The following is a 12,754-nucleotide window of genomic DNA, read 5'->3' on the forward strand; positions in this document are numbered from 1 at the left end:
ATTGCCTCCTTTATTACTCATAGCTTTTAAAAATATTCATATGGTTTTTCACATTTTCGTATGTTGCTTCTATTACCTTGTTATGGTAAGTAAAATAATCTACAGAATCTGAATTCTTCATTAGTTCATCTACTCTTTTAACTACATTATTAAATGTAGCTGTAGCAACATTTATCTTTTTTATTCCGTATTTTATACATTTTTTAAATTCCTCTGGTTTTATACCCGATCCACCATGAAGCACTAAAGGAATTTCTATAGCATCATCAATTTCCTTTAATCTTTGGAATTGTAGGATTGGTTCTTCTTTATAAACTCCATGTGCATTTCCAATTGCTAATGCTAATGCATCAACTTTAGTCTCTTTATAAAAACGTTCTGCATCTTCTACACTTGTAGCTAATACAGCAATGTCTTCAGAACCATCTTCGCTTCCACCAACTCTTCCTATTTCAGCTTCTACAGTAGCACCATATTTTTTAGCTAATTCTATTACTTCCTTTGTTTTTTTTATATTTTCATCTAATGGTAGATGAGAACCATCAAACATTACTGATGTAAATCCTACTTCTAACGCTTGCTTAATAGTTTCAATATTCACTCCATGATCTAAGTGAACTGCTACTGGTACTTTTGCTGTTTTAGCCGCTTCAATCATTACAGGTGATATCAAATCAAGTGGAGAATGTTTTAAACGAACTTCTGCAATTTGCAATATCAGTGGATAGTTTAATTCTTCAGCTGCTCTAACTGCTCCTATAATCATTTCCATATTTGCAATGCTAAAAGCGCCTACACCATAATCACCCTTATCTGCCTTTTCCAAAAGTTCTCTCATTTTTACTAATGACATGATATTTTCTCCTTCCTATATCTTTCCGTCCAAGGCTTTAGCTCCATAATTTTTTATAAATATCCATAACATCTTCTTTTTCAGGTTGTCTGATAGTATTAGCCGGACTACCACTAGCTAATGCATCATTTGCCATTTTATCTATGTTTGTTAAAAATTCATCTTCATCTATTCCATATTCCTCTAATGTTGGAATTTCAATATCTTTACATAATTTTTTAATTTCTGCTACTAATTCTTTTGCAGCTTCCATATCTGACATTCCATCTTTATAAATTCCAATTACTTTTGCAATATCAGCAAAACGTTCTGTTGCTCCCTCTATTGCAAATTCTAAACACTCACCTATAAGAACTGCATTTGATATTCCGTGTGGAACATGGAATAACGCTCCTATTGGTCTACTCATTCCATGAATTATTGTAACTGATGAGTTGTTGAAAGCTATTCCTGCTTCTAATGCGCCAAGTGACATTTGATTTCTAGCTTCAAAATCTTTTCCATTCTTGCATACTTGTCTTAGATTACCAAAAATACGTTTTATTGCTGATAAAGCAAATGTATCTGATAGAGGTTGCGCTTTTCTAGAAGTATACGCTTCAACTGCATGGGTTAACGCATCAATTCCTGTTGCAGCAGTTACATTAGATGGTGCGGTCATTGTTAACTCTGCATCAACAACTGATAATTTAGGAATTAATGTTGGTCCCATTAATAACATTTTTACATTATTTTTTGTATCTGATATTATTGTAACTTGTGTTGCTTCTGAACCTGTTCCTGCAGTAGTAGGTATTGCAACAAGTGGTGTAGGGTTATTTATTACTTTTCCCATATAATCGGTTATATGTCCTGGATTTGCAACCATAGCCCCAATTGCTTTCATCGCATCAATTGGACTTCCTCCCCCTATAGCAATCAAGAAATCACATTTGTTATTCTTGTACAATTCTATTCCTTTTTCAACAATTACATCTGTTGGTTCACTATTAACATCATTGTAAACCTTATATTCTACTCCGACTTTTTCTAATACATCTGTTACTTTTGATACATTACCAATTTCAATCATAATTTTATCAGTTACGATTAAAGCTTTACTACCTAATTCTTTAATATAATTTCCAGCTTCTTCTATAGCTCCTTTACCTGAAACTATATTGTTTGGAACTAAAAACTTATTTGCCATTAGAGTTCCTCCTATCTATTAAATAATTTCTAAAATATCTTCTTTTACTGAGTAATAATTTCCATTTTTCTCCTTCTAACTAGTAATTTTTTTACTGCATTTTTGTCATCTCTTGGTTAGATTTTAACCGTTTTTACAATCTTTGTCAATCGCTTTTATAATCTTTTGGTTATATATTGATTACATTTTGATTATGTTTTGATTATTTTTGCATATTTTTCTTGTATTCTTTCATACTATCTTATATACTATTTAATATAATACAGATATCAAATAGACATAATTTATATATATTACAAACAAAGAGTACTTTAGGAGGAGAGAAATTGAAATCTTGTAGAATACAAGAAATTGAAAATTACATTATAAAACATGAAAATGTTTCTTTAAATACATTATGCTCTGTTTTTGATGTTTCAAAAAACACTATACGAAGAGATATTTCGGAACTTGAAGAAAAAGGTGTAATTACAAAAGTATACGGTGGCATTACTATAAATAAAGATAAAAGAAACACTGTTCCATTTGAAGAAAGAGAAATTAAAAATAAATCTGAAAAACAAGTCATTGCGGAAGCCGCTAGTGAATTAGTAAATGATGGAGATATAATTTTTATAGACTCTGGAACAACCACTATGCACATGATACCTTTTTTAGCAGATAAAAAAAACCTGACTATAATAACCAATAATCTTAATGTATTAGTTATTGCGCTTATGTACCCTAATCTTAACGTATTATCACCAGGAGGAACATTATTTAGAAAAACTAATTCACTTATAGGAATTGAAGCTGTAAACTTTTTAAGAAATTATAATATTTGTAAAGCCTTCATGGCCACGACTGGAGTTTCTATTTCAAAGGGGGTTACTAATTCATCCTCTATTGAGTATCAGATAAAGAAAACTGTTGTGGACAAAAGCGATACAGTAGTAATTTTAGCTGACAATTCTAAGCTTAATGTTACATCTTTACTAACATACTGTGAATTAGAAAACATAACTGCTTTTATTACAAACAAGGTTCCACCTAAAGATTTTAAAGATTTCTTTAAAGAAAATGATATACAGTTAATAGTTCCAAGCTAATAAAAAGCATATATTATTTGAAATACACTTCACTATATTAACAATAAAAAGGACTATCTCAAAATAAATAAAAAATACAATATACTGATTTTTCGATTACAAATCAGTATATTGTATTTAAACTCTATTTTGAGACAGTCTTTCTTTTTTGCTTATTTAAAAATTTGCATAATTACAAAATCAACTAACTGAATGCAGCTTTCATTGTTCATTCTTAGCAATTTGTTTTTTATCAACATTAAAATTATACATTAGTCCTGCAATAATTAAAAATCCACCAATTATTTTTCCTTTTGAAATCAAATTTCCAGTAAAATGATCTATAAATAACCCTGTAAAAAGTTGTCCTATAAAGATAAGCAATGTTGAATAAATTGCTGGAATTTTAGGTATTATAATATTTGATATAACTACAACCATTACTCCTATTACCCCACCTAAATAAGCCCAAAACGGAATATGAGAAAGTGCACTCATAGATAAATTTGCAAACTCATTTTTAAACACCAAAATTAAAGTAGTAAATAATAATCCTACTGTATAATTTACAAAAGTTCCTTGGAACACACCTATTTTTTTTGCTAAATACGAGTTAATTACCATTGATAGAATAACCAAACATCCACTTATCAACGCCAGTATTATATATAACATATATTGCTCCTCCTAATATATCAGCATTATAATTATTCCTATTAATATTAAGGTAAATCCAATTAATTTTTCTCTTTGAAATTTATTAACATTCATTCCTAATAACCCAAAATGATCTATAATTCCTGATGCAACTGATTGTCCAAACAAACCTAGCGATAATGTTAAAGATACTCCTAGATACTTAAAACACACATTGTTAAAAAATACCAAAAACACACCAATAGCTCCTGCACTAAATAAATAAATTGGAATGTTTTCTTTAAACTTAATTTTCTTTTTTCTAATAACTAAAATGAAACTTATCATTGTAAGTCCTACTATATGAACTATTAATACTGATAAATAATCACCTATATTTTTTGCTAAAATCCCATTAAAAGTTACCATAATAGCAATTAATAACCCTATGAACACTGCTGATAATTTATACATTACCTTTCCTCCATTTCTTAATTCATCCTAAGCATATCACATCAACAAACAATATTAATATGACATATGTCCTATTTTTAGATAAATAGTCTATAATATAATTACTGGTATTATTTTTAATATATGAAGCTTTCTCAATGGAAGATAAATATAACACTAAACATTATTAATAATTATTTAGGAGGAATATGCGTAGTGATAAGAATTCATAATGAAAATAAATTAAATTATTATATCAATAAATATAATATTAAAGATATTTTTGATAAAGATATGAAAAAATATATGGAATTGTTTTTGTTCAATAAAAATGATCACATTTGCAGGTCTGATCAAAAAATGGACTATTGTTATTTTCTAGTTGAAGGCAAGGTCAAAGTATATACTTTATTGAAAAACGGAAAATCTCTTTTGTTGCAATTTTACAAACCATTAAATATATTTGGAGATATTGAATTTATTGATATTGATATGGCCTCATCCAATCTTCAAGCTATGGAAGACTCTTTATGCATAGGTATTTCAATGGACACTTTAAGAAAAAATGCAATTAATGATATACAGTTTTTAAAATATATATGCAAAAGTTTAGGTAATAAACTAGATAAATTTTCGAAATACAGCTCTATCAACCTTTTATATCCATTAAAAAACAGACTAGCTAGCTATATTTTAGCTACCACACCATATGATGATAATTCATCCACTGTAGATGAGTTATATACATATAAATTAACAGAACTATCAGATTTACTTGGAACTAGCTATAGACATTTAATAAGAACCATAAATAAATTATGCACTGAAAAAATTATAAAAAAAGAAAAAAACTCAATTATTATTTTAAACAGAACCTCATTAGAACAATTAGCTGGTGACATATATAAATAGCTTAAAAGCACTAAAGCTTTTAAGCTATTTCTTCTGCTTTAAATTCCTATTTATTCTTATAATTTGAGTATCATTATCCATAACTCTTCTGCTTAACATATTTATATCCATTCTAATATCATCCATTTTTTCCTCTACAGTTTGTATATCCCTTGAATTTTCTTTTACCAAACTCTCTATATTATCTGCTTTTTCTTCTATCAAATTTTGCACTTTATTATATTCACCACTTTTATTCTCATTATGTGAAAATCGACCATCAACAGTTTCTTTTATTTTCTTCCTTAATTCCTCTATCAAAATCATATTGTTATCATTTTTTCTTTCTAAGTTTTCTAATTTATCATTTATATTAACAAAATTATGCTCTATATTTTGAAACATGTTGTTAAACTCTTCATACATTTTTTCTATCAGATTTTCCGTTTTATCTGACACATTAACCCCTCCAAATTAATATTATATTTTAACAGTTAAATTAAAATATAATATTAAACACTATATTTTAACCTTCATAGTATTATATGAAAGCTTTTGTTATTTTGTTATTACCTTTTCACACTCTATATAAATTTATAGTTTTACATTAGTAAATCATTCACGCACTTTTATTATATTTTCCTATTACCTTGGGAATATCTATAATATAAGGGAGTGATATTATGGATAATAAAACAAGTATTGAGCAATTAAATACAATTTTAAAAGATGAATACATGTCCATTGACAGTTATGATAAATTTATTCAAGATGTAAATGAAGAAAATGTAAAAATTGAATTACAAAAAATTCAACAGAACCATAAACACCATGCTATTAAACTTGCTGAAAAAATACAAAATCTTGGTGGCAATCCCATAGATAATATAGGAATACAGGGTATGTTAGCACTAGCACTGTCAAATTTAAATAATGCAGGAGAAAAAGATTCATTATCATATCTAAAAAAAGCATACGATGAAGAAAATACTAGAATAAAAAACGCTTCTCAAGTAGTTTCAAAAAATATTGATGAGGAAAGTTCATCACTTGTAAATAATATTTTAAGTGAAAACAAAAATAATATTAATTCTCTTAATTTACTAATTAATGGATTAAATACATCTTCAGCAGAATAATTTATAAACTATAAAAACTTCCTAAGAATTTTGATAGCTAAACTCCAAAATTCTTAAGAAGTTTTCCTCTTTATAAAACTCAAAATTTTCAATTTCCTTCAAAATAAAAAATCACGATTTTAAATAAAAAACGTTGTTTTTATTTGTAAAATAACGCTAATATATTTAAATTCTTTAAAAATGAAAAAATTTGAGACTTTATATTATTTTAATACGGTTATATAATCCTATATGATATTTAATTAACTCATGGAGGAACCTACTATGAATAGGGATAAATTTATAGGAACATTACTTATTATAATCTCTGCTATGACATTTGGAAGTCTGCCTTTATTTTCAAAATTTGCCTATGCTCAAGGTATATCAGTAAGCACTCTTTTGTTCTTAAGATTTTTTACTGCAAGCCTTATTTTGTGGTCATATGTTTTAGTTAAAAAACTTCCTTATAAAACCACAAAATCTATACTTAAGCATCTACTTTTAATAAGCTTTATAGGATATACTTCTTCAGCCTCTGGACTTTTTTATGCTTATAAATACATATCAAGCTCTTTGGCTACAATTATAGTTTACTGCTATCCTGTTATAGTAGTAGGACATGAAATGATTGTTTCTAGAAAACTAGACTTTAAAAAGCTTTTTTGCCTAATTTCAACATCAATTGGATTACTTCTTGTTGTTTGTACTGGACCTGTAAAAGTGAATTTGACAGGTATACTTCTTGCTTTTATAGGATCTATTGGATATGCTTATTTTTGTATAGGACTTGAAAAGAAAAGAATACAAGCACTGAACTCTACAGTAATATCAACTTATGTAATGAGTTCTTGTATGATAGTTTATTTCATACAATGCTTAATTACTAGACAAACTTTAATTGCACCAAATACTAAGAGTTTTTTATGTTCTATAGTCTTAGGTGTTTTGTGCAGCATAGTTCCTACAATAACCCTCTATGAAGGAGTTAAAAGAATTGGTGTTGGTAATTCTGTTATAATAAGTACTTTCGAACCACTATTTGTATGTATTTTAGGAGTTGTTTTCTTAAATGAAATTATAACTTCAAACATGATTATAGGTGGATTACTAATTATCGTATCGCTAATATTTTTACAGATACCAACTCCAAAAATTTTCACCCAAAGACGGAAACCACCTATTTTAACTACAAAATAAAAAAGCTTATATCACTAAATTGTGTTTTTTCTTATATATTACACTAAAAATAGCAGAAGATATTTTTTATTCTGCTATTTTTAATATATTCCATTACATAAGGACTTCATAAACTTCTCTTAAGAAAGTATCTACTTTTATGAATATTTCTTTTGACTCTTTACCTTCTTCTTCATATGAAAATACATAATATTCCTTTTCAGGACTATCAAATTTAAATTCATACTTTGATTCATTATATTTTAATTTCTTGTTCTTAAGTGGAGATGATTTTATAAATTTTTCTGCTATTTTCTTACTTTCTTCTTCAGAAACTGGCTCCTTAGAATATTTATACTCCCATAACTTTTTATCATCAATTTTATCATCTTTTATACCTTTTTCCCTTTTATATTCTTCCTTTAATTTATTCCATGCAGAAGATGAACCTGTAATTGCAAAAACCTGTTTACTCTCTAGTGCTACACTTACTAGTAAATCCCCTTTATTACTACTTATAGGAACAATCCAATATGTATTCATATCAGTTATCTTATCTGGATTAAATTTCTTCTTATCAGCTTTGAAATCAAAGTACTCTTTAGATGCCTTAACTGCTATTTTAAATGCTTCTTCCTTAGTAATTTCCACTTTTTCTTTCTTATAATTCTCTTTGGTACTATTAGCATTCTGATTTTGTGCAACAGTTTCCTTTGAAGATTCCACTTTTATACTTTCATTTCCATCTACTTTGGAAAGTTGCTCTTGTGAACCACATGATGAAAGTGGCATAACCATGCTTGCTACCAACATCGATATAAATATTTTCTTTTTTAACATTTTTACACCTCTTTATTTAGTTTGAAATTTTCAGTAGTGTACGAACATTTAGTATTTCTCTAACAACCTTATCATATGCATACTAATAAATAGTTACGAAAACTTTACAATATATATAGTTTTTCCCATTATAACCTTACAAAAATGTAAGATTATAATATTATTTTGTAAGACAAAGAAATGGACTACTTATACTTTAAAATATATACTTATAATTGTAAATACTTAAATATTTAGGGGGAAACATCATGAAAAAGAAACTTTTATCAATAATTATAGCAACATTAATTTGTACTTCTATGGCAGCATGTGGTAAATCCACAAAACCAACTACAGACAATCAAAACAAGTCTCAACAAACTGAGACTCAAAAAGAAACTGCAAAAGATACTCATATGAAATTTGATGAAATGGGACTAGAATATGATATACCAGAAACATGGGCTGAAAAAAAAGGAGTAGGGCCTGCATGTATAGCACCGGGAAAACCAGGTGTAGCTTATATAATCGGAGAAATTCCATACGAATATCTATCAGATGAATTTTATGATAAAATAGTAGAAATGTCTAAGACTGCTAAAACCGAGGAAGAACAAAAAAAACTATTTGAAGAATATCAAAGTAAAGCAAAAGATTTTTGTACAATTATGGTACTTGATAAAAACACAGATAATGTTGATGACAAAAAACGAAAAGAAGAAGTTTTTGCAAAATATACACACAAAGATAAAGTAGCAAAAAAAGATAATTTTGAATGTTACATATTATATAATGATAAATATGATGAATCTGGTTTAACAGATAAAGAAAAGAAAGAATTTAAGGAAGTATACGCAGCTATTAAGGATTTAAAGAAAAGTATAAAACTATTCAAACCAGTAGATCCTATGGAAAAAGTATCCAATTATAAAAAACTTAATTTTAAAACAAAAACTTTAGATGGGAAAAATATAGATAACAGTGTATTCAACGATAATAAGCTTACAATGGTAAATATATGGGCAACATTCTGTGGTCCTTGCAAAGCAGAAATGCCTGATATTCAAGAACTTTATAAAGAAGTAAAACAAGAAAATATAAATGTACTAGGTATTGTGTCTGATACATTCAATGATGAAGAAAATCAAGAATTAGCAAAGAAAATAATAAAATCAAAAGACGTTGAATTTACTAATATAATTCCAGATGAATCATTAATGAATGGATTATTAAAAGACATCCCAGGAGTTCCAACTACTGTATTTGTTGACAACAAAGGAAATATTATTGGTGAACCTATAGTAGGTGGTAACAATAAGGAATTTTATAAGAATGAAATACAAAACAGATTAAAGACTTTAAAATAAAGGTTATGGTGAAATATGTATAAAAAACCATTTGAATTGAAAGAGAAAATATTACGGTACGGACTTCTTTTAATAAGTTCAAGTTTCATAGTTGCAGGCTTATATAGGAATGAAGTAAAAACAGTATTTAAAAAAGCTATAAATATATGTTTGGAGTGTATAGGAATTGGATAAAAGAAGAATAACTCAAATAGTCTTTACTTTAATTACGAATTCAAATATAAAAGGCTTTTTTGAAAAGAACATATATAAAGGTCCTCTTAAAAAGATATGTGTTCCGGGGCTCAACTGCTATTCATGCCCTGGAGCTTTAGGCGCCTGTCCTATCGGTTCAATGCAAGCGGTTATAGGAAGTATAAAATATAATTTTTCATTATATATAACAGGGTTTATATCTTTATTAGGACTAATACTAGGAAGATTCATTTGTGGATGGCTATGTCCTTTTGGATTGATTCAGGATTTACTTTACAAAGTACCATCTTGTAAGCTTAAATTTAATAAGAAAGTAAACAATGTACTAAAGTATTTAAAATATGTTATTTTACTTGTCTTTGTAATATTGTTACCTATGTTTTTGGTAGATGAATTTGGAATGAGTCCTCCTTATTTTTGCGAATATATATGCCCTGCAGGTACTTTAGAAGGAGGAATACCTTTAGTATTATTAAACAAATCTTTAAGGTCTGCTGTTGGATTTTTATTTGCATGGAAGATGTTTATTTTGGTTATTGTCATTGTAGGTTCAATATTTATCTACAGACCATTTTGTAGATACATCTGTCCTTTAGGTGCATTTTATTCTTTATTTAATCGTATAAGCTTTTACAGGTTCAAAGTAGATGAATATAAGTGTACAAACTGTAAAGCTTGTGTTAAAAAATGCAAGTTAAATATAGATGTATATAAAAATCCAAATAGTTCAGAATGCATAAGATGTGGAGATTGTATAAAAGCTTGCCCTACCAATGCTATTGAAAAAGGATTTTTTAATTAACAACTTAACTTTCACAGCTAAAAAATCAAAAATTATATTAACATAAACCATTGAAATGCTGTATCACTATCTGATACAGCATTTCAACTACAAATACTAACTTACTATCCAAGCACATCATCACGACTACTCTCATCACCAACAACTAAACTAAATTTAATATTCTTATGATAAATTTCAATTTTTTCTCCCTTAATCAAAGTGTATTTCACTGCTTTTTTATTAACCTCGACCTGTATTAAACATCCTTTAAAGTTTATTTTAAATTTATATATTTATCTTTATTTATTTATCTGTTTTTTAAGGAGTCCTAACATTATAGCTGTTACAATTGAACCTATTAATATAGCTAAGATATATAGCCAAGGATTTCCTTCAACTATAGGTATTACAAATAGTCCACCGTGTGGTGCTGGAAGTCCTATATTGAACATCATAGTTAAAGCACCAGCAATTGACGATCCTACAATTATAGAAGGAATTACTCTACCAGGATCTGCTGCTGCAAATGGTATAGCACCCTCTGTAATGAATGATAATCCCATTATATAACAAGTCTTTCCTGCTTCTCTTTCACTCTTAGTAAATTTATTTCTAAATACAGTTGTGGCAATAGCAATTCCTAATGGTGGAACCATTCCGCCTGCCATAACTGCTGCATGTGGTGCAAAATTCCCAGCATCAATCATAGCGATACCAAATGTAAATGCTGCCTTATTTATAGGTCCCCCCATATCAACTGCCATCATTCCACCTAGAACCAAACCTAATATAACCTTATTAGCTGTTCCCATAGAATTCAACCAACCTTGTAAAGCTAAATTCATACTCTTTACAGGATTTACAACCACAAGAAGCATTATTGCTCCAGTTATAAATATACCAAATAGAGGATATAATAAAACAGGTTTTATGCCTTCTAAAGAATCTGGTAAATTTGAAAACAGTTTTTTTAAGAATACAACAGAATAACCACCTAAAAATCCTGCTATTAGTCCACCTAAAAATCCTGCTCCATTATTAGCTGCAATAAGCCCACCAACCATAGCAGGTGCAAAACCTGGTCTATCAGCTATACTCATACCTATAAATCCTGCAAGTATAGGTACCATAAGAGCAAAAGCATTTCCTCCACCTATATCCATAAGTAATTTTGCAAATGGATGGAAGGATGGATCTTTTGGATCAAAAGCCTTAATTCCAAACATAAATGAAATAGCTATTAATATACCTCCTCCTACTACAAAAGGAAGCATGTTTGAAACACCATTCATAAGATGTTTATAAAATCCTGTTCTTTCACTCTTAGATGTATTAAGATTTTCTTTAGAATTTCCAGAATAATGATACACTGAAGCCTCTCCCTTTCCTGCTCTATCTATAAGTTCTTCAGCATTTTTTATTCCTTGTACCACTGGAACTTGTATTACTTTTTTCCCTTCAAATCTAGCCATTTCAACTTGCTTATCAGCAGCAACTATTATAGCTGAAGCCTTCTTTATTTCTTCATCAGTTAATCTATTTTTCACACCTGTAGAACCGTTTGTTTCAACCTTTATAGCTATACCCATTTCTTCTGCTTTGCTTTTAAGAGCATCTGCTGCCATATAAGTATGAGCTATTCCTGTAGGACACGCTGTTACAGCAAGTACTAACTCTTGTGAAGTAATTGTTTTTGTTTCTTCTTTATCTGAATTAGCTTCCTCATAAATATCTATTAATTTTAATAATTCCTCTTCACTTTTTACATTCATTAATTTACTTCTAAACTCTTTCTTCATAAGCATTACAGATAATCTAGATAGTGTTTCCAAATGATCATTATGTGCACCATCAGACCCAGCTATCATAAAGAATATATGTGCTGGCTGATCATCTAACGAATCATAATTTATACCTTTTTTAGAATATCCAAATGCCAATGCTGGAGTTTTAACGGCTGAAGTCTTTGCATGTGGAATTGCCACTCCATCACCAACACCTGTTGAAGACTGTTCTTCTCTTATTAAAATAGCTTTTTTAAATTCTTCTTTATTGTTTAATCTACCTGCATTATCTAGTTTATTTACAAGTTCATCTAATACTTCTGATTTTGTAGTCGATTTCAAATTGAGAATTATGGTATCTTTTTTTAAAAGTTCTGTTATTCTCATATTCTTCCCCCTTAGTTTTATTGGTTAATCCA

The 12,754-nt window shown here is 28.5% G+C and carries 15 protein-coding genes; 7 read left to right on the top strand and 8 right to left on the bottom strand.

Annotated features, from left to right (window positions below; translation table 11 throughout):
- Positions 1-13: 13 nt before the first annotated feature.
- Both OW763_RS01660 and OW763_RS01665 read right to left on the bottom strand, forming a co-directional pair.
- Positions 14-853 carry a class II fructose-bisphosphate aldolase gene (locus OW763_RS01660; RefSeq protein WP_268039323.1) on the bottom strand — a complete coding sequence of 280 codons (840 nt, stop codon included), beginning with the start codon at positions 851-853 and terminating at the stop codon, positions 14-16.
- Between the two features lie 37 nt (positions 854-890).
- Positions 891-2,042 carry an iron-containing alcohol dehydrogenase gene (locus OW763_RS01665; RefSeq protein ID WP_268039324.1) on the bottom strand — a complete coding sequence of 384 codons (1,152 nt, stop codon included), beginning with the start codon at positions 2,040-2,042 and terminating at the stop codon, positions 891-893.
- A 326-nt stretch (positions 2,043-2,368) separates the two neighbouring features.
- Here OW763_RS01665 and OW763_RS01670 point away from each other — a divergent pair, with 326 nt between their 5' ends.
- A complete protein-coding gene (locus OW763_RS01670) occupies positions 2,369-3,130 on the top strand; it encodes a DeoR/GlpR family DNA-binding transcription regulator (RefSeq protein ID WP_268039325.1) in 762 nt (253 codons plus the stop codon).
- Positions 3,131-3,331: 201 nt separating this feature from the next.
- Here OW763_RS01670 and OW763_RS01675 read toward each other — a convergent pair whose 3' ends face one another.
- Both OW763_RS01675 and OW763_RS01680 read right to left on the bottom strand, forming a co-directional pair.
- Positions 3,332-3,784, bottom strand: a complete 453-nt coding sequence (locus OW763_RS01675; RefSeq protein WP_268039326.1) for a DMT family transporter — start codon at positions 3,782-3,784, stop codon at positions 3,332-3,334.
- 12 nt (positions 3,785-3,796) lie between these two features.
- The gene (locus OW763_RS01680; protein WP_268039327.1) at positions 3,797-4,219 is read right to left on the bottom strand and encodes a DMT family transporter; all 423 of its coding nucleotides are present in this window, start codon (positions 4,217-4,219) and stop codon (positions 3,797-3,799) included.
- A gap of 195 nt (positions 4,220-4,414) precedes the next feature.
- On the opposite strand from OW763_RS01680, the gene OW763_RS01685 reads away from it, so the two are divergent.
- The gene (locus OW763_RS01685; protein ID WP_268039328.1) at positions 4,415-5,110 is read left to right on the top strand and encodes a cyclic nucleotide-binding domain-containing protein; all 696 of its coding nucleotides are present in this window, start codon (positions 4,415-4,417) and stop codon (positions 5,108-5,110) included.
- 24 nt (positions 5,111-5,134) lie between these two features.
- Here the strand turns inward: OW763_RS01685 and OW763_RS01690 are convergent, their stop codons facing one another.
- Complete coding sequence (locus OW763_RS01690; RefSeq protein WP_268039329.1) at positions 5,135-5,548, bottom strand: hypothetical protein; 414 nt, start codon at positions 5,546-5,548, stop codon at positions 5,135-5,137.
- A gap of 224 nt (positions 5,549-5,772) precedes the next feature.
- Here OW763_RS01690 and OW763_RS01695 point away from each other — a divergent pair, with 224 nt between their 5' ends.
- Positions 5,773-6,228, top strand: coding sequence for a DUF2383 domain-containing protein (locus tag OW763_RS01695; protein ID WP_268039330.1), 456 nt, complete (start codon positions 5,773-5,775; stop codon positions 6,226-6,228).
- A gap of 264 nt (positions 6,229-6,492) precedes the next feature.
- On the top strand, positions 6,493-7,407 hold the full coding sequence (locus tag OW763_RS01700) for a DMT family transporter (RefSeq protein WP_268039331.1): 915 nt from the start codon (positions 6,493-6,495) through the stop codon (positions 7,405-7,407).
- 93 nt (positions 7,408-7,500) lie between these two features.
- Here OW763_RS01700 and OW763_RS01705 read toward each other — a convergent pair whose 3' ends face one another.
- Positions 7,501-8,226: a hypothetical protein gene (locus tag OW763_RS01705; protein WP_268039332.1), complete on the bottom strand. Its 726-nt coding sequence runs from the start codon at positions 8,224-8,226 to the stop codon at positions 7,501-7,503.
- Between the two features lie 248 nt (positions 8,227-8,474).
- Here OW763_RS01705 and OW763_RS01710 point away from each other — a divergent pair, with 248 nt between their 5' ends.
- Genes OW763_RS01710 through OW763_RS01720 form a run of 3 tightly spaced genes read left to right on the top strand, consistent with a single transcriptional unit; the run spans position 8,475 to position 10,569 of the window.
- Positions 8,475-9,572, top strand: coding sequence for a TlpA disulfide reductase family protein (locus OW763_RS01710; RefSeq protein ID WP_268039333.1), 1,098 nt, complete (start codon positions 8,475-8,477; stop codon positions 9,570-9,572).
- Positions 9,573-9,587: 15 nt separating this feature from the next.
- Positions 9,588-9,746, top strand: a complete 159-nt coding sequence (locus OW763_RS01715; RefSeq protein ID WP_268039334.1) for a CD1871A family CXXC motif-containing protein — start codon at positions 9,588-9,590, stop codon at positions 9,744-9,746.
- Positions 9,739-10,569: a 4Fe-4S binding protein gene (locus OW763_RS01720; protein WP_268039335.1), complete on the top strand. Its 831-nt coding sequence runs from the start codon at positions 9,739-9,741 to the stop codon at positions 10,567-10,569. Before OW763_RS01715 ends, OW763_RS01720 begins: the two co-directional genes overlap by 8 nt.
- Positions 10,570-10,673: 104 nt before the next feature.
- On the opposite strand, the gene OW763_RS01725 is transcribed toward OW763_RS01720, so the two are convergent.
- Together OW763_RS01725 and OW763_RS01730 are read right to left on the bottom strand one after the other, a co-directional pair.
- Positions 10,674-10,844 carry a glycosyl hydrolase family 65 domain-containing protein gene (locus tag OW763_RS01725; protein ID WP_336296875.1) on the bottom strand — a complete coding sequence of 57 codons (171 nt, stop codon included), beginning with the start codon at positions 10,842-10,844 and terminating at the stop codon, positions 10,674-10,676.
- Between the two features lie 6 nt (positions 10,845-10,850).
- Entirely contained in the window at positions 10,851-12,722 is a 1,872-nt protein-coding gene (locus OW763_RS01730) for a PTS fructose transporter subunit IIABC (protein WP_268039336.1), read from the bottom strand.
- Positions 12,723-12,754: the final 32 nt, after the last annotated feature.

The organism is Clostridium aestuarii, assembly GCF_026735135.1.
Classification (GTDB): Bacteria; Bacillota; Clostridia; order Clostridiales; family Clostridiaceae; genus Clostridium_H; species Clostridium_H aestuarii.

Bases quoted from the DNA above. Each gene is read 5' to 3' on its own strand.
- OW763_RS01700 (WP_268039331.1), top strand. From the start codon at position 6,493: ATGAATAGGGATAAATTTATAGGAACATTACTTATTATAATCTCTGCT.
- OW763_RS01730 (WP_268039336.1), bottom strand. From the start codon at position 12,722: ATGAGAATAACAGAACTTTTAAAAAAAGATACCATAATTCTCAATTTG.
- OW763_RS01695 (WP_268039330.1), top strand. From the start codon at position 5,773: ATGGATAATAAAACAAGTATTGAGCAATTAAATACAATTTTAAAAGAT.
- OW763_RS01705 (WP_268039332.1), bottom strand. From the start codon at position 8,226: ATGTTAAAAAAGAAAATATTTATATCGATGTTGGTAGCAAGCATGGTT.
- OW763_RS01715 (WP_268039334.1), top strand. From the start codon at position 9,588: ATGTATAAAAAACCATTTGAATTGAAAGAGAAAATATTACGGTACGGA.
- OW763_RS01710 (WP_268039333.1), top strand. From the start codon at position 8,475: ATGAAAAAGAAACTTTTATCAATAATTATAGCAACATTAATTTGTACT.
- OW763_RS01675 (WP_268039326.1), bottom strand. From the start codon at position 3,784: ATGTTATATATAATACTGGCGTTGATAAGTGGATGTTTGGTTATTCTA.
- OW763_RS01665 (WP_268039324.1), bottom strand. From the start codon at position 2,042: ATGGCAAATAAGTTTTTAGTTCCAAACAATATAGTTTCAGGTAAAGGA.
- OW763_RS01660 (WP_268039323.1), bottom strand. From the start codon at position 853: ATGTCATTAGTAAAAATGAGAGAACTTTTGGAAAAGGCAGATAAGGGT.
- OW763_RS01680 (WP_268039327.1), bottom strand. From the start codon at position 4,219: ATGTATAAATTATCAGCAGTGTTCATAGGGTTATTAATTGCTATTATG.